Here is a 23,783-nt window from a genome sequence, read left to right on the forward strand (position 1 = left end):
TGCCGATGATCAGCAGTTTCTCAATGAACCACGGCGCGTTACAGCGGGTTGAACGATTGGACGCCGAGGTGATGCTGTTCAGCAATCCCGACGCCGCCGAGCGCGACTTGCTGCACAGTCATTTCAAGGTCGATGAGCATGCGTTGGCCTCGGCGCTCGACCCGGATGAAGTCTCGCGCATCGAGTTTCACCCCGACCATTTGTTCCTGATCTGGAAGCGCCCGGAAAACTATTCCGGTGGCGGCAGCCTGGCCTTTGAGGTGTCGTCCTGCGGCTTGCTGTTCTCGCCGGGGCAATTGCTGGTGATCGCCACCGACGACACGCCGCTGCATGGTCTCGGCACTCGGCAGCCATTAAACACGCCGCTGGATGTGCTACTTGATCTGCTGTTCAACAACATCCATCACTACCTCGGTCACCTGAAGGTGATCAAACTGGTCGCCCGCGAGTTGCAGCAAAAATTCAACGCCTCGATGCAGAACCAGCATCTGGTGCAGATGTTCAACCTCAGCGAGAGCCTGATCTATTACATCAACGCCCTGCACAGCAACGGCGCGGTGCTGACACGGCTGCGTAATCATGCCGAGAAACAGCATTTTTCCAGCGAGGCACTCGGACTGATCGATGACCTGATCATCGAAAACAACCAGTGCTACAAACAGGCTGAAATCTACTCCACGGTGTTCTCCGGGCTGATCGACGCGCGCGGTAACCTGATGAACAACAGCATGAACAACCTGCTGCGCAAACTGACGTTGATCAACGTGGTGTTTTTGCCGCTGAACCTGATCGCGAGTATTGGCGGGATGTCGGAGTTCAGCATGATGACGGCGGGGACGCCGTGGTGGGTGTCTTATCCGGTGTTTTTGCTGGTGATGTTGATGGGGGCGGGGGGGATGTTGTTTGGGCTGAGGCGCTTGGCCAGGTGATTTGTGTTGTCTGGCCCGGCCCCATCGCGAGCAGGCTCACTCCTACAATGGATCTTTGGTGTAGCGAAGATCCCCTGTAGGAGTGAGCCTGCTCGCGATGAGGATCTCAAAATAAACAGGTGATTTCAGATCAGCCCACAGCCGCGGAATTGCTGACTTTCCTACGCTCCCGAACCCCACGAACCACCAGATATAACAACGGCCCCACCGACACAAACACCGCCGTCAGCAACAGATACGGAACCACCGACCAAACCGACTGCCCACGAGCCTTGGCATCCTTGACCATCCAAACCCCGGCCAACGTCGCCAGCAGGTACAAATCAATCACCACCTGTGCCGTATCCGGCCGCGACATCAAGCTGATCCCAAAATCAATCAACGACTGTTCAGCCTGGAGCATCACCGAAACGGTGTAACCGGAAAAAGCCAGCAAAGCCGTGAGGGGCAGGGCGACAGACATCATGCATTCCTTCCTTGAACTGATGAGCAGAATCGCCAGATTACCCGCGCCACGCAAAATTGGCCATTGACGTGCCAGCAGCGTTCAGGCTAATTTTCAGGCCATGACTACCTACGTATTGCGCTGCCAGCCAAGCATTATTATTACCGCCATTCCTCACTTGGCGGGCTAGCTCACGACTGCAGCACCCAACCCGCCCTAGAGGCGGGTTTTTACTTTCTGTCTCCAGGGTTCGAAACACCGCTCATGTAGGAGCTGCCGAAGGCTGCGATCTTCAGGATCAAAAGATCGCAGCCTTCGGCAGCTCCTACGCAGGGTGTGTGAAATCGCTATCAAGGAGATCAGCATGAGTTACACCAACGACCAGCAAGCCCTGCTTGAGCACTACGTGAAAAGGATTCTCGCCGCTCCCGTGTACGACCTGGCTGTGCGTACGCCATTGCAGGCAGCCCCGGCGTTGTCCGAAGCGCTGGGTAATCGCATCCTGCTCAAGCGCGAAGACCTGCAACCGACGTTCTCTTTCAAGATCCGTGGCGCCTACAACAAACTGGTGCAACTGAGCGATGCGCAGAAGGCACAAGGCGTCATCACCGCATCGGCCGGCAACCACGCGCAAGGCGTGGCACTGGCGGCGCGCGAACTGGGCATCGCCGCGACCATCGTCATGCCGTGCACCACCCCTGAACTGAAGGTGCTGGGCGTACGCAGTCGAGGCGCGGAAGCGCGGCTGCACGGTGAAAGCTTTCCCTTCGCGTTGGCCTATGCCCTGCAATTGGCCGAAGAAACCGGCCGCACCTTCGTGTCCCCCTTCGATGACCCGGACGTGATCGCCGGACAAGGCACCGTGGCCATGGAAATCCTTCAGCAACACCAAGGCGTGCTGGATGCCATTTTCATCCCGGTAGGCGGTGGCGGCTTGATCGCCGGCATCGCCGCGTACATCAAATACCTGCACCCGGAAGTGCGGATCATCGGCGTTGAATCCGAACATTCCGCGTGCCTGAAAGCCGCTCTGCACGCAGGCGAACGTGTCGTGTTGCCCAGCGTCGGTACCTTCGCCGACGGTGTGGCCGTGGCGCAGATCGGTGAATACGGTTTTGAAGTGTGTCGTTTCTGCGTGGACGAGGTGATCACCGTCAGCAACGACGACCTCTGTTCCGCGATCAAAAACATCTACGACGACACGCGCTCAATCACCGAACCCTCCGGCGCCCTGGCCGTCGCGGGCATCAAGCAATACGTGGCGCGAAGCGGCGTGCGCGGTCAAACCTTCGTGGCGATCGACTCAGGCGCCAACATCAACTTCGACAGCCTGCGTCACGTCGCCGAGCGCGCCGCTGCGTGCGGCGTCCCGGCGTAACGGTGTTCAGGGCAGCAGCGGGCGCAGGAACGTGCGCTCGTAGCTGACGATGAACTTCTTCTCGACCAAAGAGGCCACCAGCGCGGTGCTCTCTGGGTCGGTCATCGCGATATGCCGATAGCTTTCGTAATCCGCCAGTGACGGAAAACTGAACAGACAATACGCAATGTTGCTCGCACCCTCCGATGGCAAAAAATAGCCATGATGGCTGCCGCCCAAGCGTTCAACGATACCGAGCCAGGCCTTGGCGTAAGCCTCGAACTCGGTCAGTTGGTACGGGTCGATCACGTATCTGACGTGGCAAGTAATCACTGCACGTGCTCCTTGCCCGGTTATTCCTGAATGGCTGTGTTGACCTTGTCCGAGGCCGACCAGATGCGGTAGCGCACTTCGACGTCCGTTGGGGCATAGACCACGATCGGCAATTTGCTGTTGTAACGCACGGTGAAACCATCACCGACGACCGGCACGAACGCGCGCTTCTTCTTGCTGCCGGGCGGGCAGGCCATCAGCGTGCTCATCGGGCCAATGACTTTCTCGAGGCGATAATACGGATAGCCCCAGCCTTGCAGATTTTTCTCGTCGAGCACGCCGCCGAGCTTCGGACGATTGCAGTCCACCTCAAGGGTCTTGCCGGCAAGAATCTCGACCTGGAAGTTTTCTTCATTCTCCTGCTTGGGCAAATGAATGACCTGACGGGTAAAGCCCGCCTCAGCCTTCGGATACGGCGCGACGTCTTCAAGTTTGGCCGCGTGGGCGAGGGTGGACAGACTGGCGATAATCAGCCCGGTGGTCGCGTAAGCGCGTAAAGAACCCATGGATGCCTCCTTGCGGGTGTAGGGTGGTTTGACAAGCATTCTTACCGTCATGGGTGATGAATGCAAACCCGCAACAGATTGCAAAATGCAACGCGCAAAAGGGCTCAACCGGCATTTTGCACGTAGCGAAATACTGGCCTTTGCGCCAAGTGATTGATTTTTATGTGGGTCAGAATGACCCGATGAAAGGCACGCTTTATGCGTCTTTTCAGTGCGGCGCACCGGGTTTGGGCGCCTACACTCCAATGGGCATTTCGCCGTACCACCATTTGCCGCACCAGGGAAACAGCGGGGACACACCCGTGCAGGCGCAGCAAAGGTCAGCGTGAATACTTGATTGGCAATCTCACAGTAAGGAGAGGGTTCGCCATGTTTCTGTCTGCCTTGGAACTTCGTAACATCGTTGAAAGCAGTTTCCTGCCAAAGCGCTGCCAGTGCACGCTGTCGCCGGACTTGCTGATGACCGTCAAAGTGTTTGGCGATCACCAGACCGATCAGGTCGATCTAATGGTTCGTGACATCGACGCCAGCCACCTCAACGGCTGTCGCGAGATCAATGAACTGATCGCAGGGCTGCGTTCGGATCTGAACAAGCAAAGTACACCGCACCACTACAGTCCGCGATCCAGAGCCGTTTAACCCACTGTTTCAGCCAGTTCGACCGTCACGCGCCGGGCCTGCACAAAACCAAGGCCCAGCGCGAGCTCGACCAGCACCGCCAGCAAAATGCCGGGGCCGGCATGGCCATTGAGCCATTCGCCAAAACCCAGCACAGCCAAGCCAAAACAACCGACGATAAAGCCGTTGCTCAGCGCACTGCGAGCCACCGACGGCGGTGCATTGCGCACCAGAAAAAACATCACCCCCAACGCCGCAAACAACACCGCGCTGCGCCGCGCGACAAACCCGACTGCGGTCGAATACTCAATGCTCCAGATCGCCAGCAACACCTCGGGGAAAAAGCCCCAGGCCAACGCGAGCAAAAAACACAACGAAGAGGTAATGCCCGACAACGCGCGAAACGACAACTGCATGGCTAATCCTTGCGGCAGTGAGGAGGGCCCCGAGCATAACCCCCGAAACACCCCACGCCTACCGCAACGGCAAAAATCAGAACGTTCTGTCAGTTTTGGAAACTGCACGCGTCAGACATTTTCCGATAACTGATCTCCTCAGCCTTGCCGGCGTTATCGATGTACTTCATATCAGCTGTAATCACCTTGCATTGCTGAGTGGCCGGCTCAGTCAACGAAATCACCTTCGCCACATGCAGCGGCATGCCGTACTCATAAGGCACCGCTTTCGATGTGGCCGACGTGTCATTGGCCTGCGCCAACCCGGCAAAAGCCGCGCAGGCGAGGGCGGTGGTGAGCAGAAACGGACGAATGTTCATGAAAAGACTCCCGTGCGACGCAAAGAGAGTTCGGCGCAATACAAACCGAACCTGCCGCACTGGGCGTCAGCCAAGGGCTGAGGGCGTGCGGTTCAGTACAGTTTTCGACCACGGCGTTAAGCGATGGTTAACCCGGCTGAACGCCGGCTGTCAGGGAGTGAGGCGGTTTTCTTCGCGCGGTTTGGCGAATTCCTACAGAAGCTGCTGCTTTGTCTGCTTTCGGGGTCTGGAGCGGGGCGGGTATTGTCGGGTGTCGCTGCAAAATCAGCGGCTCGGGTTTGGTCACCTGAATACTCGTACATGTGCCATCATTCGCGCCGCGGACACTTATGTCTTCGGAGTGCATTGCTGTGGCGGCTGTGTGCAGGATTGCCTTCGGGCGAGCTGATTGGGTATTCAGTTGACCAAGCTTGCATACAGTCCGCCTCCCTCGTTTGGTCACGGTGTCGGCGGGTTACTTACCCAATTGGAGTTATCTCTATGCCGATACTGAATCCGCTGCCAAACCGCTACCACCCACTAAACAGCAACATCACAGAAAGCCCAACGCTGCTCATCGACACTGAAGCCAACCCCAAAGATATCCTCGAAGCCGCCGTTCAGCGCATCCGCGCGTGCAGCGACCTGCTCGAGACATTGCACTGTCTGTGCTTCAAGCAAGCCGACGTGGAAGACATTCCGCACATTACCCATGCACTGTATCTGCTGGCACAGGATGGCAATGATTTGCTGCAGGTCGCGCAGCAACAGATGGTGAGCTGGAAGGCACCGGTTTGATGGGGTAGGGATTTGGCAGGAGTGAATGGCTGATAAATGTAGGCTGATTCACTGCTGCCGGCTAAAGAGCCTCTTTCACCTAGCGGCTTAATTTTTCAGGGAAGAAAGAAAGAGGAGGGTGCGTTAAATCCCATGACTTCGTTAGTTCTTCTGCTGCTGAAATCTGCGACGGTGTCATTTTTGCCGAGATGAGCGGAAGCTTATACTCAACATTTTCTTGCATGCCGCCCCCGCCATCTAAAACAAGGAGTGATGACACAAGCGAGTAGCCTTTAACTGGGTCGTACGGAAAGCCATAGGTATCAGGCTCGTGAGCAAGATAAGACCCGTAGCCGTATACCGACTCTGCGTAGCCAGCCATAGCTGCCTGCTCATTCCAATGTCGAAAAACCGGCAATATCACCCTTCTCAAAAAGCATCGCTGCGTATTCCATCATCGAGCGAGGGTTGCCGTTCTCGGCTGAAAGCTTGAACCACTTTTCCACTTCTTTAGCTCGATTCCAAGGTAAGAAAAAACCATCGCCTTGTTTGTATCCCACAGCCATCCAATACTGAGCGTGTACATCACCCGCGTTCGCCGCTCGCTCGAGCCACGAGTCTTCCAGTGTGATCTCATACATCAGGTACATGGACTCCGCATCACCATTATCGGCTTTTTGCTGAGCCAGTTTCTTTGCTTGGTTAAGCCACTCAACAGGTTGTTTTACTGACCTTTCGCATTCGTGTGAGGCTTCACAAAAGTCATTACCGTTTCGCCCAAGCTGGATCATCGCGTACAGATCATCTTGGAGGGCAGCCGCCTCGTACCAATATTTTGCTTCGGGAGTCATGAATCTGCTCTTCGCTCTGAGTGACTCCGCTAAATAGTATTGTGCCTCGTGATCTCCGGCTTTAGCGGCGATTACAAGTAAGGGGATTGCAGAAATAGCTTTGTGTTGGTTATAAAGAATTATGCCGCGAGACTTCATCGCAAGTTCTGAGGAGGCCAGCGCCAGTACATTAGGCGCAAAAAGCGCTACCAAAAAACTCACGATCAGATGGTTCATGTTCTTCTGAAGTCGCGGTTGCAAAACTAAAGGCCTAGTTTTTCTGGGAAGAAAGAAAGGGGCGGGTGGGATGCCTTCCAATCAATGGCGTATTTTTTGGCTTCTTTAATTTGCGCAGGCGTCATTTTTTCAGCAATTTTTGGAAGCTTTCCCTCAACATAAACTTGAACGTTGCCGCCACCGTCAAGTTCCTCTAGTAGGGATATGAGTGCGTAGCCTTTGACTAGGTCAATAGGGTAGCCAACTTTATCTGGTGTATGAGATAGATACGCGCCATAGCTAGCGACGGCATTTTGATAGCCGGTTTTTGCCGCCACTTCCCACCAATGCCTAGCACCTTCAAGATCGTTTCTTTGAAAAAGGATTGATATATATTCAACCATCGCCGGAGGGTACCCACCCTCGGAGGCGGATTTTAATAACTCCTCCTCGATCTTAGCCTTCTTCCAAGGCAGAAGGAATGTGCCTTTACCCTCTGCGTAACGGTTAGCAAGCAGCCATTGCGATGGCGCATATCCAGACGATGCAGACTTCTCCAGCCATTCGATATCTGAAGTCGCATTGTATAAGACTGCCATTGCTTCTCCGTCCCCCGTCATGGCGCGAGGCGTAGCCGTTTTTATCAATAAATCTAACCACTCACTCGGCTTCTTGCTTCCTTGAGGGCACTGGCTAGTTACTGTGCATAGATCTTCTGAGGTGGTAGCAAGTTTGAACATTGAGTAGTAGTCGCCTTGGGAGGCTGAGGCTTCGTACCATTTTTGCGCTTCCGCAGTCATGCGCTGATTTTTTTGACGAAGTTCGTCTGCCAAGTAAAACTGTGCTTCCGGATCGCCAGCTTCAGCTGCGACTCTTAACTCGGTCTCCGCAGGCTTGTATTGATTGAAAAGCATGATGCCGCGATCTTTCGCTGCTTGTTGCGTTGAAGTGAGTTGGGCAATCGCAGAGCTTGAAAATATTAGCGCAATTATGAATAAAATCTTGATTTGAGTACGCAACTTTTTAGTCCTGAAGTTTTATTGGGTTTCGCCGACGTAAGTCGCTTTTCCACCTGGGACAAAGGTGGTGCCGTAATATTGGACGCGGCGACATGAACCATCTAAACGGGAGCCTAAAAGGCTTACGTGTGTTTTGTATCTAGAACGCATTTCGTCGTTCTGATCGTCGTGCAGGCGTAGTACTGCCTCAGACATAAAGTTATCTAAATGTAACCTGTTTTCGCAGTAAGTTTGTTCGGATTGACTTACTTCTTTCGTTCCAAAGCGATTCATGCTCATACATGCTTCTTCGAACTGCGCTTGTGCAAGCGGAATCGTACCCTGCAATTGGGCTTGCCGTACGATTAAATTCAATATTCGCTCGATTGCTTGCTGTTGGAATAAGTGGCATTGATCTTTCGAGTATGTTTTTTCGACAGGTTTTGAACCTGAGCCTACTGTTCCGTATTCTGCAATTTTGAATTCTTCTGGTGGTTTAATTAAAGTCATAAGCATTGGGCCTAGAGCACCTGGGGTAGCGGTAAGGATCCATTGATCAAGCTCTGCTTGATTCCGATAGGTCATAATTGTATGTGCAATAATCGCCCCTCTACCCCCTCCAGTCAGCGCTTCATACAAAGACATCACCACATCGATGCCCTGCATATACGCCATCGCCACTTCCATACCTGCAGCCCCGAGGAAGTTCAGCTTGTCGATATAGTCAGCGGCATCGTCAGTCACAAACATCAGCGACTTGTCCTGATTTTTATGCATTTCGCGACGTAACAGGTTGATCAGGTCAGTCACCCCGTCATACCCCACTTCAAACTGGAATTCGCCACCAGCGCCTGCTCCGACAATTAAGGATGCTTTGAACCGCATGATGAAGCGACCTTCATGCAGTGAAACGCCGATGTCGGCGCTGGTACCGAGGCCGTACGCGGCGGTAAAGCCTGCGGTAAGTCTGGCCAAGCTCGACCATTCGCTGGCTTTTGTACTGTTGACGCTGTTGCCCATCCCCGGTGTTGGCGCAGTGCGTAACGCGGCGATCTCCTTTGGTGGCGCCCAATTCAAGGCGCCTGTCAGCAGAATACCTGCCTGCACTCCCGCAAAGAGGTTGAATTGGGCTTTGGCACCATCTTCTACCCGAACCTTGGCGGCGTTGCCTTCCAGTACCGGTTCGCTTCTTACGGTTGCAGCGGTTGCATTAGTCGTGTCCGGACGTTTTGCATCGGTGATTTCCGGAAGGTTTAGTCCGCCCTGCACGTTTGCGCGACCCAATTGAACGCTGGATGAAAGGAGGAGGGTGGCGCCGGTATAACCCCAGGCGCGTGCGCCCAAATGGATCGAGAATCGACCGAGGTTGAGGTTTTTGCGGTTTTTCTCGTAATCGAGGTAGGGAATAAGGATGTCTTTCGCCTGATCTCTACCCGGCAGATCCATTTTCATCAGTTCAACTTCGCCACGGGCGAGGTCGATACCCAAGCTGACCTCGGCTTTGGCGGAAGCTTTGAAGTTGTCGGTCACGCTGAATGCCGGTCCGGTCACTTTCGTGCCGGTGTGAATCGATGATTGCGGCGGTGTCAGTGCACGAACGAGTTGTGCTTGCGGGCTGTTGTCGAACAGGCGCAGCGAGCTTCTGACTTCTTCTTTGAACAGCAACTGACGCAAGCGAAGGCCCCAATCTTTGCGGGCACCGGCATCCTCAAAAGTGTCGACTTTGTAATTTTTCGATTTCAGATAAGCGTGAAAGAGTTCTACGTCAAACCAGCCTTTCTCATCAAACCAGTCACTTTGCTGGTCTTTGATGGCGATGGCGCCTTCGCGCCGTAACCATTCATGGAAAGGGTTGTCGTCTGTGTCCGTCGCGGCCTGACCACTGCTGTTGCCGGGGAGCTTCTGCGCATCTTTGGCCATTGAGGCGCCGATTTCACTGGCGTCTTTTTTCAATACTTTGGTGATGCCCTCGAGATTGAGCATGCTCAGGTGTTTGACGGGGCTGTTGGGGCTGTTGAAAAGCGCGACTTCACGCAGCGGAAATCCTGCTTTGACCAGGCGCTCTTCGGGTTTTGGCTGGAACTGTTCAGGTTCCCAGAGCAGGTGCCGCAGTGGCAGAGCGGCGGCTACGGCGGCCTCCGCATCATCGCGCAGCTTGATGCGGTCTTGTTGAATGCGATGCCATTCGGCTCGCTCGACCTCGACGATACCGGCCGGCGGCGCGACGTTTTGTCCGCTGGCATCAATCCATGCTTTGTATTTTGTGCGGATCTGCTCACTGAGCGTGATCTGCCGTTGCTCCATTTCAAGGTAGGCCTTGAACTTCTCAACCCCGGCGCTGATGTTGCCAGTGTCTGGAATGAGTGCGAATTCCGGGACAGCGAGACCGTAATCGGCGACCTTCAAGATCGACTCGATATAGGCGGCGAAGTCTTTTTCGACTTTTTTGCGCTCACTGGCGACATCCGCCAAATAACCACACATCCGGGCTTTGCCGTCGATGACGCAGTTTGTGGCGTCGAGATAGGCCTTCTTGTTTTTCTGGAAGTCTTCCTCTTTCAGCGTGGTGAGCTTGCCGCTGGCTGTAAGTGCTGCACGCGCCTTCAAGTAAGTCTGTACGCGACTTCTTGCTTCAAGTGCACCGGGGGAAAACAGATTACCGCTTTCGTAGGTGTAACCGGCGATCTTGGCCTGAGCGATGGCGACGGTCTTCAGCTTCTTCCACTCGCTGTAGAGCCGCTGCAGCTTTTGCCCTTCGGAGTTGGCTTCAAGCAAGCTAGCTTGTTGTTGGTTGGCCAATTCCCGATTGCGGGCGTACTCGCTTTGATCCGGCAATTTGTCCAGCGCAGCACTGTTTCGGGCTTCTCTACCAACAGCTTTAAGGCGCATGGCCATTGTCGGTTGAGCGATATCAGGTTCTTGAGCCTCGATTTCGAGCATTCGGCTTTTTTGTTCGCCTTGCAGGAAGTTAGAGAGCTTGGGCTCCAGGAAATACTCCAGCAGTCCTGCGCTGTTCATGCCCTTGAGGCGTTCTTCTGGTGACTTGCTTGCGCTGATGTGTTGCTCAAGCTCGCTCATTGCTTCTTTGATCGAGCTGGCCGCGCGCTCAGGCAACAGATAGAACATCTTTTCTTTGGTGGCGTAGATCACTTCGCCGTAGGACGTCGAGCAAGCTGTTTTGACTTTGTCGAACGCGTTGGAGCAACTGGCAGGCGCTTCAGGTTGGGGATCAAGTTCCAGAGTCGGTTTGGTCTCGACCGGTGCGGCAGGGGTCGATGCGGTGGCAGCTGGGCCGTTGAGTTCTACCTTGGGTGCTTCTGAGAGATCAGTTTCCATTTCGATTCCATTCATTCTTTACGCGGACGGGGTCATCAAGCGGCGCTGGTAGCCAGTTGCTGCAGCTGCTGAACCTTGATGAACGACTCTTCCCTGGATTGCAGGATAGCCATTGCCTGAGGCTGCGTTTCGAGCAGCGGGCCGTTAGTGATCGGCCCCAGTTTCAGTAAATGACGACCTTCGTAAATGTTGTGGGCCACCAGCACGTTGAGGTTTGCCACGAGGTTGGGCAGTTCTTCATCGGTCGGCTCGCCGTAGGCGGCGTATTGCGCGTCCGTCCAGTAGATCCAACCCAAATGTTCCTGAACCTTCGGCGCGTCCGATGGCAGGTTGAACGCTGAGACGTCGCCGAGCCATTCGAGTTCCGAGACGGAGCGCCAGCTCAGCCAGTGACCACGGTTACGGCCGAAGTGGACTGGCGCTGGGGTGTAGACGTGTTGCCACGGGCCGAACAGTTGCTGTGAGTTTTCCACGGCGGTGTAAGCCAGCGCGGCCCACAGGCTCGGTTTGTGGTAGCTCAGCAGGCTTTGGCCGCCGGAACCGTCATTGGCGCGCAGCAGCCAGCGGGCGTGGGCCAGTGCTTTGTCCGGGGCGGCGGTGGTGAGCGCGATGCCGGCGTAGTTTTCTTCGCAAAGTTTTGCCGCTTCATGGGCGAGGCGGCTTCCCCATGGTGCGGTCAGCCACAGCGGGCCATCAGTGGCCATTTCCGCGAAGTCGGTGCCGATGAACAGGCCTTGCGAGTTCATCGGTTCGCCGATGCGGTAGAGGCGGCTCATGGCCTCAGGTTGACGGGCGCGGTCGATGATGAAGCACAGGCTCTGGCCGGAGCTTTCACGTGGCAATTGCTCGAACGAATGGCGCGGGGCTTCGAGGAGGGCGCTCAGCGCTTTTACATGCATGTGCAATCCTTACGGCTGCAAGCGCCGTTGTTTTGTTTGCCGCACAACGGTGTGATACCGGACTCGCTCAAACGTTTCGGCAGCGGTACGAGGACTTTCCCCGCCTTATCCGCATCCGCCACTTTCATCGGCCCCGGCAACAAAGGCGCTGCCGGCGTACCCGCACCTGGCCCACCGCCAGAGTTCACCTTCACCTCGGCCCCGCTGATCGTCACACCCCCGGCATCCACCTTCACAAAACTCCCCCCAGCCTTGGCCGTGAGTTCCATGCCGCCTTCCATCACAACTTTCTCGCCAGCGTTGTAGTGAATCTCCGTCCCGGCCTCAACAAACTGCGCTGTGCCGACCTTGACGTGCTGCGTCACCGCAACCGTCAGGTGGTCGTTCGCGCGCATTTCGCTTTTGCGGTCGAGGTGGGTGATGCGGTGTTCTTCGACTTTGAATTCGCTGTAGGTGTTGGCTTCGACGGTGTCGTGGCGTTCGTTGCCGACGCGGATTTTCTGGTCGTGTTCGATGTTTTCGTCCCAGTCGCGCTGGGCGTGCAGGTAGATCTGTTCGGCACCTTTTTTGTCTTCGATGCGGAATTCGTTGTAGCCCTTGCCACCCGGCGAGCTGAGGGTTTTGAAGGTGCTGCGGGTTTTGTTCGCCGGCAGGTCGTAGGGGACGACGTTTTCCTTGTGGTACAGGCAGCCGGTGACCAAGGGCTGGTCGGGGTCGCCTTCAAGGAAGGTGACGAGGACTTCCATGCCGATGCGCGGGATGGCGATGCCGCCGTAGGCTGCGCCGGCCCAGCCGCTGGCGACGCGCATCCAGCAGGAGGTGTTGTCGTCGGACTGGCCTTCGCGATCCCAGTGAAATTGCACTTTGATGCGGCCGTATTGGTCGCAGTGGATTTCTTCACCTTTGGGGCCGGTGACGACGGCGGTCTGGCTGCCGAGGACTTTCGGTTTCGGGTGTTCGAGGGCAGGGCGGTAGTGCGCGTCCCACGGGGTCGCGAGGAAGCTGTTGCGGTAGCCCTGATGGAAATCGCTTTTGTGGTCGGTGACGTCGCTGGTGACGTTTTCGCCGAGCACTTGCGGTTGTTTGCCTTCGTGGAAGACTTCCAGCAGCAGCCACAGGTCGTTCCATTCGGCGCGCGGGTGTTCGGCGAGGGTCAGGAAATGGCCGCTGGTGAGGGTTGGCTCGTCACCTTTGCCGTCGGCGAGTTTGTAGTCGCTGCGATGGCGTTCGAGGGCGCGGGTGGTGAGGAATTTGCCGCGCTCGCGGGTGGTGAAGCGACCGGGGTAATCGTAGTCTTCGAGATCCGGGCTGAACTCGGTTTTGTTCGCGGCCTCGGGGAGGATCTTCGGTTTCTCGAAGTCGTAATCTCGGCGGCTGACGCGGGTGGTGCGGGTTTCCAGGCGCAGGTTGAAACGCTTGATCACTGGTTTTTCCGCGGCCATGCCGGAGTCTTGCTGGTAGCTGACGGCTTTCAGTTTGCGGAATACGGTCTGATCGTCGCCAAACACCAGTTTGTGGCCACTGCTGCTGTGCTGGAAATGGAAGTGGATGCCTTCTTCCTCGCACAGACGCTGGATGAAGTGCAGGTCGGACTCGTCGTACTGCACGCAGTATTCGCGTTGCGGGTACTCGGCGCCGAGCTGGAAGCTATAAGCGTCGGCAAGAATGCCGCGTGCTTCGAGCACCTGGCCGATGATTTTCGGCACGGTCAGGTTCTGAAAGATTTGCTGATCGTGGTTGTGGCGCAGGTAGGCGAGTTGCGGCACCAGGCTGATGCTGTAGCGGGTCAGCGTCTTGCCGGAATCGCCTTGCTCGATGCGATAGACCAGGCCGTGGATGATGCCTTCGCCGGTGGCGCCGAAGGTCAGAACGCCGGGTTTGTGCAGCAGCTCTTCGAGTTTCAGGTCAGGGCGGGCGCTGACCAGTTCGAGGTCAAAACGGAAGGGCTGATTGAGGGCTTCGCGACCGGTGAAGCTGAGTACTTGCAGGTCAGCGGAGGCGCCTTCGAGCGTGAGGGTAATGTGGGTTGCGTTGGCGTCCAACATGCCTTGAATTCCGTCCTTGAATAAGCAGAGCCCGGATGGTGCAGCATTCAACCGCCTCGTTCAAGGCGCAAATGCCGTAGACGTTGGCCCTTGTCGGTATGGGGGAAACCCTTAGTTGGGGACTTTCGCTCAATAAAACCGGGCGCTTCGCTGCACTGAAAAGCGCGTGCAGCGAGGGCATCTATCCGACCGGGCGCACAGGAAATTGTCGCTCAGATTCAGACTAAAGTCGTCTTTGGCCCGTCAAAGCCATCTGCCATCATTGTCGTTCACCCCCGTGTTTCCACTTCTGTCCGGCTCAATTTTCTGACTCGGATCGGGAGCTATTTCTGGCTTATTGCGCGCTTGCGCAAACGCTGCAGTGTTGGAGTTTTTCATGCGTCCCCCATTTCCCCTCATCACCCCGCGCCAGTCGTTTGGCTTCGGAGCCTTTGTGCTGTGCGCCGGTTTTACCGCGCCGGTTCAGGCCAGCGGTTTTCTCGAAGACACCACGGCGAAAATCGAATCGCGCACGGTGTACTTCAACCGCGACTTCCGTGATGGGCACACTTCCACCGAGCAGGGCGCGTCGAAGCGTGAAGAGTCGGCTCAGGGTTTTATTCTCGATCTGCAATCGGGTTACACCGAGGGTACGGTGGGCTTTGGTATTGATGCGCTGGGCATGCTCGGTTTCAAACTCGATTCCAGTGCTGACAGCAGCAACAGTGGTTTGCTGCCATCGAGCGGTGAGGATCCGCGCGGTTCGAAAGATCAGTACGCGAAGATGGGCCTGACCGCCAAAGTGCGCGTTTCTGATTCGGTGTTGAAGTACGGCGCGTTGCGGCCGGATCTGCCGCTGCTCAAGTACAACGACGGGCGATTGCTGCCGACGATGTTCAACGGCGCGATGTTGACCTCGAAAGAGGTGAAGGATCTGACCTTTATGGCGGCGCGTCTGGACAAGTACACCGCCCGCGATTCCATCGATTCGCAAGACATCCGCGTGCACTGCAAGAACAAGCGTTACGCATGTAACACCACGGCCGATCATTTCGACATGTACGGCTTCGATTACAAGATCAATGATCGTCTGACCGGCCAATATCACTACGCGGAACTGGAAGACATCTACCGTCAGCACTTTGTTGGGTTGTTGGCCAATCAGCCGTTGGCGGGCGGTGTATTAAAGGCTGATCTGCGCTTGCTCAAGAGTGCTGACAGCGGCGATGCGAAGGCCGGTTCCATCGATAACCGTGCGTTGAGCGGTTTGCTGTCTTTCGCACACAGCGGTCATACGTTCAGCGCGGGTTGGCAGCGTATGAACGGCGATAACTCGATGCCGTACCTCGATGGCAGTAATCCTTATCTGGTCAACTATGTGCAGGTCAACGATTTTGCCGCAGCGCAGGAGCGTTCGTGGCAGTTGCGTTATGACTATGACTTCAAGGCAATTGGCATTAATGGTTTGAGCTTCCTGACCCGTTACGTCAACGGTGATCACATCAAAGTGCTGGGCAGTGATCAGGAAGGCAAAGAGTGGGAACGTGACAGCGAGTTGAAGTATGTGATTCAGGAGGGGACGTTCAAGGATGTCAGCGTGCGGTTGAGGAATGCGACGTATCGCACCAACTACCAGCAGTTTGCGCGGGATGTGGATGAGACGCGGGTGATTGTGAGTTATAGCTTTTCGGCGTTGTAGGGTTGGGATTTGTAGTGCCTGATCGGGCGCTTTCGCGAGCAGGCTCACTCCTACAGGGGATCTTCAGTGGACGCAGGTTTTGTGTCCGAAGAAGATCCCCTGTAGGAGTGAGCCTGCTCGCGATGAGGCCCTTAAAGTCACCACTACAACCAATGCCAGAACCGGCTCCAGAACCCGCGATTCAGCTCTTCCTTACACCCGGCATATTGCTGGGCATACATATTCGAGCGGGCTTGCACCTTGCGCGCCGTCGGCAGTAGCCAGGCTTTGCTCGCATAAGTCTTGTTGCGGAAACCACCCCAGCCCTCGTGGTAGTTGAGGTACTGGTTGTAAGCGTCGTACTTGTAGACGCCATTGATCGTGGTGGTCTTGTCCATGTACCAGCCGATGAAGTCGATGGCGTCGTCGAAGTCTTCACGATCGGCCCAGTTGCGGCCGGTGCTTTTCTGGTAATCCGACCAGACTTCATCTTTCGCCTGCGCATAACCCGACGCGGTGGTCACGCGGCCCCACGGAATCACCCAAAGCAGATATTTGCGCGGGGTTTTGGCGTCGTAACGGTAGCCGGACTCTTGGTACATGATCGCGAAGGGCACCTGAATCGGCACCCCCCAGCGTTTTTGCGTGACTTGCGCCGCGTCGTACCAGTCGCTTTTTTCACGAAAGATATCGCAGAGATTTTCCGGCGAACGCGGCGGTGAAGTGCCGCAACCGGTCAATAACCCTGCGAGTGTCAGTAGTCCAAGCGTCTTTCCGTAATTCAAAAGCCGTTATCCCGTCATGCGCAAAAAAGGCGACAGTCTACGCGTTCAGGACAGTTGATGACGATAAGGCAAGTCTGGGCCGGTTTTGCTGCACGTCAGCGCGGCGGCTTGCACGGCGAATTTCAGCATCGCGTCGATCTGCTCGCGCGCCAGTTGCTGCACGCCTTCTACCGAGTCCAGACCGTACTCAGTCAGCCAGGTAATCAGCGCGGCCTGGAAAGTGTCGCCAGCGCCAACGGTGTCGGCGATTTTCACCGAACAGGCCGGTACTGACCACGAACCATGCGCGCGACTGAACACCGTTGCGCCTTCACCGCCACGGGTGAGAAAGACGATTTGGCAGCGGTGCTCCAGCCAGCTCTCGATCACCCGCTGCGGATCCTGCTCGGGGTACAGCAGGCTCAAATCTTCGTCGCTGACTTTGATCAGATCGGCCAGTTGCACCAGCGTGGCGATGCGTTCGCGCCACAACTCGATGTTCGGTTCTGGATTGAGGCGCACGTTCGGGTCGAGGCTGATCAGGCGTTTACCGCTTTCACGCTGGACGAGTGCCAGCAGGGTGTCGCCAATCGGCTGCACCACCAAGGAGAACGAGCCGATGTGCAGGCCGCGCACTTCCGGGCCCAGCGTTGGCAGATGCGTGAGGCTCAGTTGCCGATCCGCGCAACCTTCGCCACGGAAGCTGTAATGCGGCGAACCGTTGGCACCGACGGCGACCATCGCCAGGGTGGTCGGCGCGGCGAAATCCACCAGGTAATCCGGGCGCACGCCTTCGTCCTGCAACACTTGCTGCAAGCGGCGGCCGAGGTAGTCGGTGGATAGACCGCCGAACAGCGCCGAGTCCACGCCCAAACGGCGCAAACCCACGGCGACGTTGAACGGCGAGCCGCCTGCAATCGCCTTGAAATTCACTTTCGAAGCCAGACCGCTGGCATCGTCTTCGCTGAAGAAATCAAACAGGGCTTCGCCACACACCAAATACATAATTGTTTGCTCTTTATAGGGTTGCGACATGCTGTTGATAGCGTTCATAGACCTGCTGAAACGCCGCGACGTTGGCGGCGATCGGCAGGGTTTCACTGCTCAGATCGAGTTTGACGCAACGCTGACACAGATCGGCCAACGTTTCTTCGTGGCCGTTCGACCAGGATTTGCACCACGCTGCTTGAATCGCTGCGCCAAGGGCAGCGGCTTCGCTGTGTTCGGTGCAGATCACCGGGGTGTTCATGATGTCGGCGACGATCTGTCGCCACACCGCGCTTTTCGAGCCGCCGCCAATCAGGCAAATGCTGCGGCTTTGTAAACCATTCTGCCGTAGCAAATCCAGCCCGTAACGCAAACCGAAGGTCGTGCCTTCGACGGCGGCGCGGCACAGATTGGCCTGGGTCAGGTTGTCCATGGTCAAACCGTGCAGGCTGCCGGTGGCGTGGGGCAGGGCGGGGACGCGTTCGCCGTTGAGGAACGGCAGCATGCTCACCCCGTCGGCGCCGATCGGGGCTTGGGCGACGAGAGCGTTGAAGCGTTCGAGGTCGAGGTCGAACAGCTCGCGTATCGCGCCGGTGGTGTTGGTCAGGTTCATGGTGCAGATCAGCGGCAACCAGCCGCCGCTGGAGGAACAGAAGGTGGCGACGGAGGCATCCGGGGAGACTTTCGGTACGTCGGAATAGGCGTACACCGTGCCGGATGAACCGAGGCTCATGGTGATCGCGCCGGGCTGAATATTGCCGGTTCCGATGGCGCCCATCATATTGTCGCCGCCGCCGCTTGCGACCAATGCAGCGGGGTTGATGCCCAAGTGCTCCGCAATTGACGGCAGGATGGTGCCGACGGCTTGGTGGGCGTCAATCAGTTCGGGCAACGCTGCTTGCAAGCGGCCGCTGGAGTCGATGTCACGCAGCAACTGCAAATCCCACTGACGGGTGCGCACGTTGAAATAGCCGGTACCGGAGGCGTCGCCGTATTCGCTGCACGCGCGGCCGGTGAGCCAGAAGTTGAGGTAATCGTGGGGCAGCAGGATGCGCGCGATGCGGGCGAACACGTCGGGATGCTGTTCCTTGGTCCAGAGCAATTTAGACACGGTGTAGCCCGGCGCGATGACCACGCCGAGGCGTTCCAGCGAACCTTGTTCATCGCCTAGATGCTTGAGCAAGCGATCGTTTTCGGCGCTGGTTTCGGTGTCGCACCAGAGTTTGGCCGGGCGCAGAACCTGGCCTTGGTCGTCGAGCAGCACCAGGCCGTGTTGCTGGCCGGAGACGCCGATGCCGTCGATTGATTGGCCATCGACGTTTGCCGCGAGGAGTGCGCGGCGGGTGGCGAGGGCGAAGGCTTCCAGCCATTGATCGGTGTGCTGCTCGCGGCGGCCGTTGGCGCCACTGATCATCGTGTGATTGGCGGCGCCCTGGCCGAGGACTTGACCGCTGGCGGCGTCGAGGATGATGGCTTTGCTGCCTTGGGTGCCGCAGTCGATGCCGAGGAAGAGGTTTTGGGTTGTCATGTGTGGACCACTCGGGGTGTGGTGAAGATCAAGAGCTTACCCCCTCACCCCAGCCCTCTCCCCCAAGGGGGCGAGGGGGAAAGGGAGCCGATCGGGGGCTGTTCAGAGGCAAGGTCGACTCCGGATATCTCACTCAGAAGCTGTTCAAAGCTTGAGTTCGACTCCGGACTTTCAGGTCGACGGAGCTTTTACAACCCACTCGGTCAGTTCCCTCTCCCTGCGGGAGAGGGTTAGGGTGAGGGGCTTTTCAGTCCAGAATCCGCTGCAAAGTCCGCGTCACGCCCACTTCCCGCAAACTCTCACAGCACCACTCAAACGCCGCCACAAACGCCGTCGAACGCGGTATCGCCGTGCCAAAAATCTCCTCCACCGCCAACAACCGCCAAGTCATCAACCCATCATCCGCCACCAACGCCTGACAAAACGTCGCCCGTGGATCAGGAATCGAATACGTGTCCCCATTCTCATCGACCCCCTTCAAATACAGCGCCCAGGCCGCCACCACCAGCGCCGCACGTTTGGTCTCGCGATCATCGGCAATCAACCGGTTAATCGTCGGTATGGTGAACTTGGGAAACTTCGACGAGCCATCCGAACACACTCGCTCAAGCTGATCGGCAATCGCCTGATTGGAAAACCGCGCGACCAGCGTGTCCTTGTATTCACTCAGATCAATGCCCGGCACTGGCGCCAGTTGCGGGGTAACGTCCAGATCCATATAAGCGCGCATATAACGCACGAACAGCGGGTCGTTCATGGTTTCGTGGACAAACCGATAACCCTTCAAAAACCCCAGATACGTCAGCGCCAGATGACTGCCGTTGAGCAATTTGATCTTCATCTCTTCGTACGGCGAAACGTCGTCGGTGAACTGCACGCCCACCTTTTCCCACGCCGGCCGACCGTTAACGAATTTGTCCTCCAGCACCCACTGCACAAACGGCTCGCAAACCACCGGCCAGGCATCGTCCACGCCGTGTTTGTCGGCCAGTTGCAGGCGATGCGCGGTGCTGGTCATCGGCGTGATGCGGTCGACCATGGCGTTGGGGAAACTGACGTTCTGATCGATCCAGTCACACAGATTCGCGTCGAGTAACGCGGCGAAGGCCAGCAGCGCCTTGCGCGTCACCGCGCCGTTGTGCGGCAGGTTATCGCAAGACATCACGGTAAACGCCGCAGTGCCCGCCCCACGGCGTTTGGCCAGCGCCGCGCAGAGGAAACCGAACACGGTTTTCGGCGATTGCGGATTCGCCAGATCGTGCTGAATCTGCGGCAGATGTGCCATGAATTCGCCGTTGCTGTCGTCGATGCAATAACCGCCCTCGGTGATGGTCAACGAGACGATACGAATCGCTGGATCGGCGAGTTTGTTGATCAGCGCCTGCGCACTGTCCTGCGCCAGCAACATATCGCGGATCGAACCGATCACCCGCACTTCGGTGTCGTCGCTGTCACCCAGTTCGAACAGGGTGAACAGGTAATCCTGCTCTTTTAGGTCGTCGCGTGCGCGCTGGTCTTCAGCGCGCAAGCCGACGCCGCAGATGGCCCAGTCGAGGGCCTCGCCGGTGTTCATCAGCGCATCGGTGTAGTACGCCTGATGCGCGCGATGGAAGCCGCCGACGCCAATGTGGGCGATGCCTTGGCGGGTGTCGCTGAGGTTGTAGGCCGGCAGTCTTACTTCGCGCGCCAGGCCATGGAGATTCTGTTGGTTGAGTTTCATTGGGCAAGTCTCTTGAAAATCAGGCTGCAGCGCGCAGGGGACGGGTCAGCGCCACGCCTTCGGCATCGAATAAATGGCAGTGGGCGGCGTCGAGGTGCAGGCTCAGTTGCTCGCCGTAACGGCTGGCCAGATCACCGCGCACGCGCATGGTCAGGGCTTCGCCGGCGCTGGTGGTGACGTGGCAGAAGGTGTCGCTGCCCAAGCGTTCGCTGACGTCGGCGGTGACTTGCAGGGTGCAGTCGCCCGGTTGTGCCAGTTCCAGATGTTCCGGGCGAATGCCGAGGGTTACCGCGCTGCCGACGCTGAGGTTGGCGGCGTTGAACGGCAGCGTGACACGGGTGCCGGCGTCCAGCGAGACTTCGCAGCTCTGCGCATCGACGCGGGCAATCTTGCCTTTGAGGAAACCCATTTTCGGCGTGCCGAGGAAGCCCGCGACAAACAGGTTGGCCGGTTGGTGATAGAGATCCAGCGGCGAGCCGACCTGCTCGATCTTGCCGCCATTGAGTACCACGACTTTGTCGGCCATCGTCATCGCTTCCACCTGATCGTGGGTCACGTAAATCATCGTCGCTTGCAGGTCTTTGTGCAGGCGCAGCAACTCCAGACGCATTTGCACGCGCAGGGCGGCGTCGAGGTTGGACAGCGGTTCGTCGAAGAGGAAGATTTTCGGATTGCGCACGATGGCGCGGCCAATCGCGACACGTTGACGCTGGCCGCCGGAGAGCTGTTTCGGTTTGCGCTCAAGCATCGGCCCGAGTTCGAGGATGCGCGCGGCTTCGCCGACTTTCTTTTCGACTTCGGCTTTCGGTACGCCTGCCAGATCTAGGGCGAACGACATGTTCTTTTTCACGGTCATGTGCGGGTACAGCGCGTAGGTCTGGAACACCATCGCCAGATCGCGCTTGGCCGGGCTGACTTCGGTGATGTCGCGGCCATCGAGTTCGATGGTGCCGCCGCTGACTTCTTCCAGCCCGGCGATCAGTCGCAGCAGGGTGGACTTGCCGCAACCGGACGGGCCGACGAAGACCACGAATTCCTTGTCGTTCACCTCAAGGTCGATGCCTTTGATGATGGAAAAACCTTCGAAGCCTTTTTGCAGATTCTTGATTTTCAGGTTGGCCATGATGATGGGCCTCCGCGTTGTTGTTTTTTTAAGATCAAAAGATCGCAGCCTGCGGCAGCTCCTACAGGGGAGGGCTGCATGCTTTATGTAGGAGCTGCCGAAGGCTGCGATCTTTTGCTTTTCAATATTCATTTCACGGCGCCAAAGGAGAGGCCGCGCACCAGTTGTTTCTGGCTGATCCAGCCGAAGATCAGAATCGGCGCACAGGCCAGCGTCGACACTGCCGACAACTTGGCCCAGAACAAGCCTTCGGGGCTCGAGTACGAGGCGATCAACGCGGTCAGTGGCGCGGCTTTCGACGAGGTCAGGTTCAGCGACCAGAACGCCTCGTTCCAGCACAGAATCAGCGACAGCAACACAGTCGAGGCGAGGCCACCCTTGGCGATCGGCAGCAGCACACGCACCATTTCCTGCCATAACGTGGCGCCGTCGAGACGGGCGGCTTCGAGGATGTCTTTGGGGATGTCCTTGAAGTAGGTGTAAACCATCCAGACCACGATCGGCAGGTTGATCAGCGTGTAGATCACGATCAGCGCGATGCGCGTGTCGAGCAGGCCGAACGTCTTGGCCAACAGGTAAATCGGCATCAGCACGCCCACCGGCGGCAGCATTTTTGTCGAGAGCATCCACAGCAACGTACCTTTGGTGCGCTGGGTTTCGTAGAACGCCATCGAGTACGCCGCCGGCACCGCGATCAACAGGCACAGCGCGGTGGCGCTGAAGGAAATCACCACTGAGTTCCAAGCGAAACTGAAGTAGTCGCTGCGTTCGTTGATGTGCAGGTAGTTCTCCAGCGTCGGCGTGAAGATGAACTGCGGCGGCGTCGCGAACGCGTCGATTTCGGTTTTGAAACTGGTCATCACCATCCAGAAGATCGGGAAGAAAATCACGATCGCGATGGCCCAGGCCAGGGTGCCGAGCAGCAGGCTTTGCAGCCGGCGGGATTGTTGAAGAGTCATGGCGGGCCTCAGGCTTTGTCAGTCAGGTTTTTGCCGATCATCCGCACCAGAATGATCGCGGCGATGTTGGCGATGACCACGGCAATCAAGCCGCCCGCCGAGGCCATACCGACGTCGAACTGCACCAGCGCCTGGTTGTAAATGAGGTAAGCGAGGTTGGTCGAGGCATAGCCGGGGCCGCCGTTGGTGGTGGTGAATATCTCGGCGAACACCGACAGCAGGAAGATCGTTTCGATCATCACCACCACGGCAATCGGTCGGGCCAGATGCGGCAGGGTGAGGTGCCAGAAGATCGCGATCGGCCCGGCACCGTCGAGGCGCGCGGCTTCTTTCTGTTCCTGGTCGAGGGACTGCATGGCGGTCATCAGAATCAGGATCGCGAAGGGCAGCCACTGCCACGAGACAATGATGATGATCGACAGCAACGGGTAGTGAGCGAGCCAGTCCACCGGTTGCGCGCCGAACAGTTTCCAGATGTAGGCGAGGATCCCCGAGACCGGATGGAAAATCAGGTTCTTCCAGATCAGCGCACCGACCGTGGGCATGATGAAGAACGGCGAAATCAGCATGACGCGCACGATGCCGCGACCGAGAAATTCGCTCGCTTCGAGCAGCGCACTGATGAGCACACCGAGCACCACGCTGATCAGCAACACACTGCCGACCAGCAACAAGGTGTTGGTCGCACCGGGCATGAACCCCGAATCCGTCAGGAAGTAAGTGAAATTCTCCAGCCCGACGAATTCGTTTTCACCGGGGTAGAGCAGGTTGTAGCGGATCAGCGAGAAGTAAATGGTCATGCCCAGCGGCACGATCATCCACAGCAGCAACAGGGCCACCGAAGGGCTGACCAGAAACCAGCCGGGATTGCGCACGCGCACTTTGCGCTGCGGCTGGGACAAGTCGATGTGGGCTTTGGCAGTTGAAGTATTCATGGCGATCACAACCGAGTCATACAGACCTATGGAGATCTAATGTAGGAGTGAGCCTGCTCGCGATGGC

The 23,783-nt window shown here is 57.2% G+C and carries 22 protein-coding genes and 1 pseudogene; 5 read left to right on the forward strand and 18 right to left on the reverse strand.

Annotated features, from left to right (window positions below):
• Window positions 1–5: 5 nt before the first annotated feature.
• A complete protein-coding gene (locus ACIOMO_RS01925; RefSeq protein WP_401237740.1) occupies window positions 6–929 on the forward strand; it encodes a magnesium transporter CorA family protein in 924 nt (307 codons plus the stop codon).
• 130 nt (window positions 930–1,059) lie between these two features.
• On the opposite strand, the gene ACIOMO_RS01930 is transcribed toward ACIOMO_RS01925, so the two are convergent.
• The gene (locus ACIOMO_RS01930; RefSeq protein WP_282357614.1) at window positions 1,060–1,395 is read right to left on the reverse strand and encodes a DUF2834 domain-containing protein; all 336 of its coding nucleotides are present in this window, start codon (window positions 1,393–1,395) and stop codon (window positions 1,060–1,062) included.
• Between the two features lie 343 nt (window positions 1,396–1,738).
• On the opposite strand from ACIOMO_RS01930, the pseudogene ilvA reads away from it, so the two are divergent.
• Window positions 1,739–2,728, forward strand: a pseudogene (ilvA, locus tag ACIOMO_RS01935) (threonine ammonia-lyase, biosynthetic); the annotation flags it as partial.
• A gap of 30 nt (window positions 2,729–2,758) precedes the next feature.
• Here ilvA and ACIOMO_RS01940 read toward each other — a convergent pair.
• Both ACIOMO_RS01940 and eco read right to left on the reverse strand, forming a co-directional pair.
• On the reverse strand, window positions 2,759–3,064 hold the full coding sequence (locus tag ACIOMO_RS01940) for an NIPSNAP family protein (RefSeq protein ID WP_159811344.1): 306 nt from the start codon (window positions 3,062–3,064) through the stop codon (window positions 2,759–2,761).
• A 20-nt stretch (window positions 3,065–3,084) separates the two neighbouring features.
• A complete protein-coding gene (gene eco, locus ACIOMO_RS01945) occupies window positions 3,085–3,570 on the reverse strand; it encodes a serine protease inhibitor ecotin (RefSeq protein WP_053119858.1) in 486 nt (161 codons plus the stop codon).
• 369 nt (window positions 3,571–3,939) lie between these two features.
• Between eco and ACIOMO_RS01950 the strand changes: the two genes are divergently transcribed.
• A complete protein-coding gene (locus tag ACIOMO_RS01950) occupies window positions 3,940–4,209 on the forward strand; it encodes a DUF1652 domain-containing protein (RefSeq protein WP_053119860.1) in 270 nt (89 codons plus the stop codon).
• Here ACIOMO_RS01950 and ACIOMO_RS01955 read toward each other — a convergent pair.
• Both ACIOMO_RS01955 and ACIOMO_RS01960 read right to left on the reverse strand, forming a co-directional pair.
• Window positions 4,206–4,604 (reverse strand): hypothetical protein, encoded by a 399-nt coding sequence (locus tag ACIOMO_RS01955; RefSeq protein WP_159811342.1) that lies wholly within the window; start codon window positions 4,602–4,604, stop codon window positions 4,206–4,208. The genes ACIOMO_RS01950 and ACIOMO_RS01955 overlap by 4 nt on opposite strands.
• A gap of 89 nt (window positions 4,605–4,693) precedes the next feature.
• The gene (locus ACIOMO_RS01960) at window positions 4,694–4,963 is read right to left on the reverse strand and encodes a DUF2790 domain-containing protein (protein WP_212549431.1); all 270 of its coding nucleotides are present in this window, start codon (window positions 4,961–4,963) and stop codon (window positions 4,694–4,696) included.
• Between the two features lie 480 nt (window positions 4,964–5,443).
• Here ACIOMO_RS01960 and ACIOMO_RS01965 point away from each other — a divergent pair, with 480 nt between their 5' ends.
• Window positions 5,444–5,740, forward strand: coding sequence for a hypothetical protein (locus ACIOMO_RS01965; protein WP_053119866.1), 297 nt, complete (start codon window positions 5,444–5,446; stop codon window positions 5,738–5,740).
• A 79-nt stretch (window positions 5,741–5,819) separates the two neighbouring features.
• Here the strand turns inward: ACIOMO_RS01965 and ACIOMO_RS01970 are convergent, their stop codons facing one another.
• From ACIOMO_RS01970 to ACIOMO_RS01995, 6 genes are read right to left on the reverse strand one after another with little or no spacing between them, the layout of a single operon-like run.
• A complete protein-coding gene (locus ACIOMO_RS01970; protein ID WP_401237742.1) occupies window positions 5,820–6,101 on the reverse strand; it encodes a hypothetical protein in 282 nt (93 codons plus the stop codon).
• 10 nt (window positions 6,102–6,111) lie between these two features.
• Window positions 6,112–6,786, reverse strand: coding sequence for a tetratricopeptide repeat protein (locus ACIOMO_RS01975; RefSeq protein ID WP_401237744.1), 675 nt, complete (start codon window positions 6,784–6,786; stop codon window positions 6,112–6,114).
• Window positions 6,787–6,812: 26 nt separating this feature from the next.
• Window positions 6,813–7,784 (reverse strand): tetratricopeptide repeat protein, encoded by a 972-nt coding sequence (locus ACIOMO_RS01980; protein WP_401237746.1) that lies wholly within the window; start codon window positions 7,782–7,784, stop codon window positions 6,813–6,815.
• Window positions 7,785–7,802: 18 nt separating this feature from the next.
• A complete protein-coding gene (locus ACIOMO_RS01985) occupies window positions 7,803–11,099 on the reverse strand; it encodes a hypothetical protein (RefSeq protein ID WP_401237748.1) in 3,297 nt (1,098 codons plus the stop codon).
• Window positions 11,100–11,134: 35 nt separating this feature from the next.
• Window positions 11,135–11,998, reverse strand: a complete 864-nt coding sequence (locus tag ACIOMO_RS01990; RefSeq protein ID WP_401237749.1) for a DUF4123 domain-containing protein — start codon at window positions 11,996–11,998, stop codon at window positions 11,135–11,137.
• A complete protein-coding gene (locus tag ACIOMO_RS01995; protein ID WP_400748562.1) occupies window positions 11,989–14,043 on the reverse strand; it encodes a type VI secretion system tip protein VgrG in 2,055 nt (684 codons plus the stop codon). The genes ACIOMO_RS01990 and ACIOMO_RS01995 overlap by 10 nt, the downstream gene beginning before the upstream one ends.
• Before the next feature lie 376 nt (window positions 14,044–14,419).
• On the opposite strand from ACIOMO_RS01995, the gene ACIOMO_RS02000 reads away from it, so the two are divergent.
• Window positions 14,420–15,721: an OprD family porin gene (locus tag ACIOMO_RS02000; protein WP_401237751.1), complete on the forward strand. Its 1,302-nt coding sequence runs from the start codon at window positions 14,420–14,422 to the stop codon at window positions 15,719–15,721.
• 143 nt (window positions 15,722–15,864) lie between these two features.
• On the opposite strand, the gene ACIOMO_RS02005 is transcribed toward ACIOMO_RS02000, so the two are convergent.
• The 7 genes from ACIOMO_RS02005 to ACIOMO_RS02035 form a co-directional block, all read right to left on the reverse strand.
• Window positions 15,865–16,485: a hypothetical protein gene (locus ACIOMO_RS02005; protein WP_053119875.1), complete on the reverse strand. Its 621-nt coding sequence runs from the start codon at window positions 16,483–16,485 to the stop codon at window positions 15,865–15,867.
• 45 nt (window positions 16,486–16,530) lie between these two features.
• Window positions 16,531–17,469, reverse strand: a complete 939-nt coding sequence (locus ACIOMO_RS02010) for a carbohydrate kinase (RefSeq protein WP_401237753.1) — start codon at window positions 17,467–17,469, stop codon at window positions 16,531–16,533.
• A gap of 13 nt (window positions 17,470–17,482) precedes the next feature.
• Complete coding sequence (gene xylB, locus ACIOMO_RS02015) at window positions 17,483–18,979, reverse strand: xylulokinase (protein WP_401237754.1); 1,497 nt, start codon at window positions 18,977–18,979, stop codon at window positions 17,483–17,485.
• A gap of 247 nt (window positions 18,980–19,226) precedes the next feature.
• Window positions 19,227–20,699, reverse strand: a complete 1,473-nt coding sequence (locus tag ACIOMO_RS02020; RefSeq protein ID WP_401237756.1) for a mannitol dehydrogenase family protein — start codon at window positions 20,697–20,699, stop codon at window positions 19,227–19,229.
• A gap of 19 nt (window positions 20,700–20,718) precedes the next feature.
• Window positions 20,719–21,822: an ABC transporter ATP-binding protein gene (locus ACIOMO_RS02025; protein ID WP_159811331.1), complete on the reverse strand. Its 1,104-nt coding sequence runs from the start codon at window positions 21,820–21,822 to the stop codon at window positions 20,719–20,721.
• Window positions 21,823–21,950: 128 nt separating this feature from the next.
• Window positions 21,951–22,781, reverse strand: coding sequence for a carbohydrate ABC transporter permease (locus ACIOMO_RS02030; RefSeq protein WP_159811330.1), 831 nt, complete (start codon window positions 22,779–22,781; stop codon window positions 21,951–21,953).
• Window positions 22,782–22,789: 8 nt separating this feature from the next.
• Window positions 22,790–23,716 (reverse strand): carbohydrate ABC transporter permease, encoded by a 927-nt coding sequence (locus ACIOMO_RS02035; RefSeq protein ID WP_053119886.1) that lies wholly within the window; start codon window positions 23,714–23,716, stop codon window positions 22,790–22,792.
• Window positions 23,717–23,783 lie beyond the last annotated feature (67 nt).

The organism is Pseudomonas sp. NPDC087804 (assembly GCF_044742965.1).
Taxonomy (GTDB): domain Bacteria; phylum Pseudomonadota; class Gammaproteobacteria; order Pseudomonadales; family Pseudomonadaceae; genus Aquipseudomonas; species Aquipseudomonas rustica.

Coding starts and splice junctions, on each gene's coding strand:
- ACIOMO_RS01990 (WP_401237749.1), bottom strand. CDS start 11,998: ATGCATGTAAAAGCGCTGAGCGCCCTCCTCGAAGCCCCGCGCCATTCG.
- ACIOMO_RS02010 (WP_401237753.1), bottom strand. CDS start 17,469: ATGTATTTGGTGTGTGGCGAAGCCCTGTTTGATTTCTTCAGCGAAGAC.
- ACIOMO_RS02020 (WP_401237756.1), bottom strand. CDS start 20,699: ATGAAACTCAACCAACAGAATCTCCATGGCCTGGCGCGCGAAGTAAGA.
- ACIOMO_RS02035 (WP_053119886.1), bottom strand. CDS start 23,716: ATGAATACTTCAACTGCCAAAGCCCACATCGACTTGTCCCAGCCGCAG.
- ACIOMO_RS01985 (WP_401237748.1), bottom strand. CDS start 11,099: ATGGAAACTGATCTCTCAGAAGCACCCAAGGTAGAACTCAACGGCCCA.
- ACIOMO_RS01960 (WP_212549431.1), bottom strand. CDS start 4,963: ATGAACATTCGTCCGTTTCTGCTCACCACCGCCCTCGCCTGCGCGGCT.
- ACIOMO_RS02030 (WP_159811330.1), bottom strand. CDS start 22,781: ATGACTCTTCAACAATCCCGCCGGCTGCAAAGCCTGCTGCTCGGCACC.
- eco (WP_053119858.1), bottom strand. CDS start 3,570: ATGGGTTCTTTACGCGCTTACGCGACCACCGGGCTGATTATCGCCAGT.
- ACIOMO_RS01955 (WP_159811342.1), bottom strand. CDS start 4,604: ATGCAGTTGTCGTTTCGCGCGTTGTCGGGCATTACCTCTTCGTTGTGT.
- ACIOMO_RS01950 (WP_053119860.1), top strand. CDS start 3,940: ATGTTTCTGTCTGCCTTGGAACTTCGTAACATCGTTGAAAGCAGTTTC.
- ACIOMO_RS02000 (WP_401237751.1), top strand. CDS start 14,420: ATGCGTCCCCCATTTCCCCTCATCACCCCGCGCCAGTCGTTTGGCTTC.
- ACIOMO_RS01930 (WP_282357614.1), bottom strand. CDS start 1,395: ATGATGTCTGTCGCCCTGCCCCTCACGGCTTTGCTGGCTTTTTCCGGT.
- ACIOMO_RS01965 (WP_053119866.1), top strand. CDS start 5,444: ATGCCGATACTGAATCCGCTGCCAAACCGCTACCACCCACTAAACAGC.
- ACIOMO_RS01925 (WP_401237740.1), top strand. CDS start 6: ATGATCAGCAGTTTCTCAATGAACCACGGCGCGTTACAGCGGGTTGAA.
- ACIOMO_RS02025 (WP_159811331.1), bottom strand. CDS start 21,822: ATGGCCAACCTGAAAATCAAGAATCTGCAAAAAGGCTTCGAAGGTTTT.
- ACIOMO_RS01995 (WP_400748562.1), bottom strand. CDS start 14,043: ATGTTGGACGCCAACGCAACCCACATTACCCTCACGCTCGAAGGCGCC.
- ACIOMO_RS01970 (WP_401237742.1), bottom strand. CDS start 6,101: ATGGCTGGCTACGCAGAGTCGGTATACGGCTACGGGTCTTATCTTGCT.
- xylB (WP_401237754.1), bottom strand. CDS start 18,979: ATGACAACCCAAAACCTCTTCCTCGGCATCGACTGCGGCACCCAAGGC.
- ACIOMO_RS01975 (WP_401237744.1), bottom strand. CDS start 6,786: ATGAACCATCTGATCGTGAGTTTTTTGGTAGCGCTTTTTGCGCCTAAT.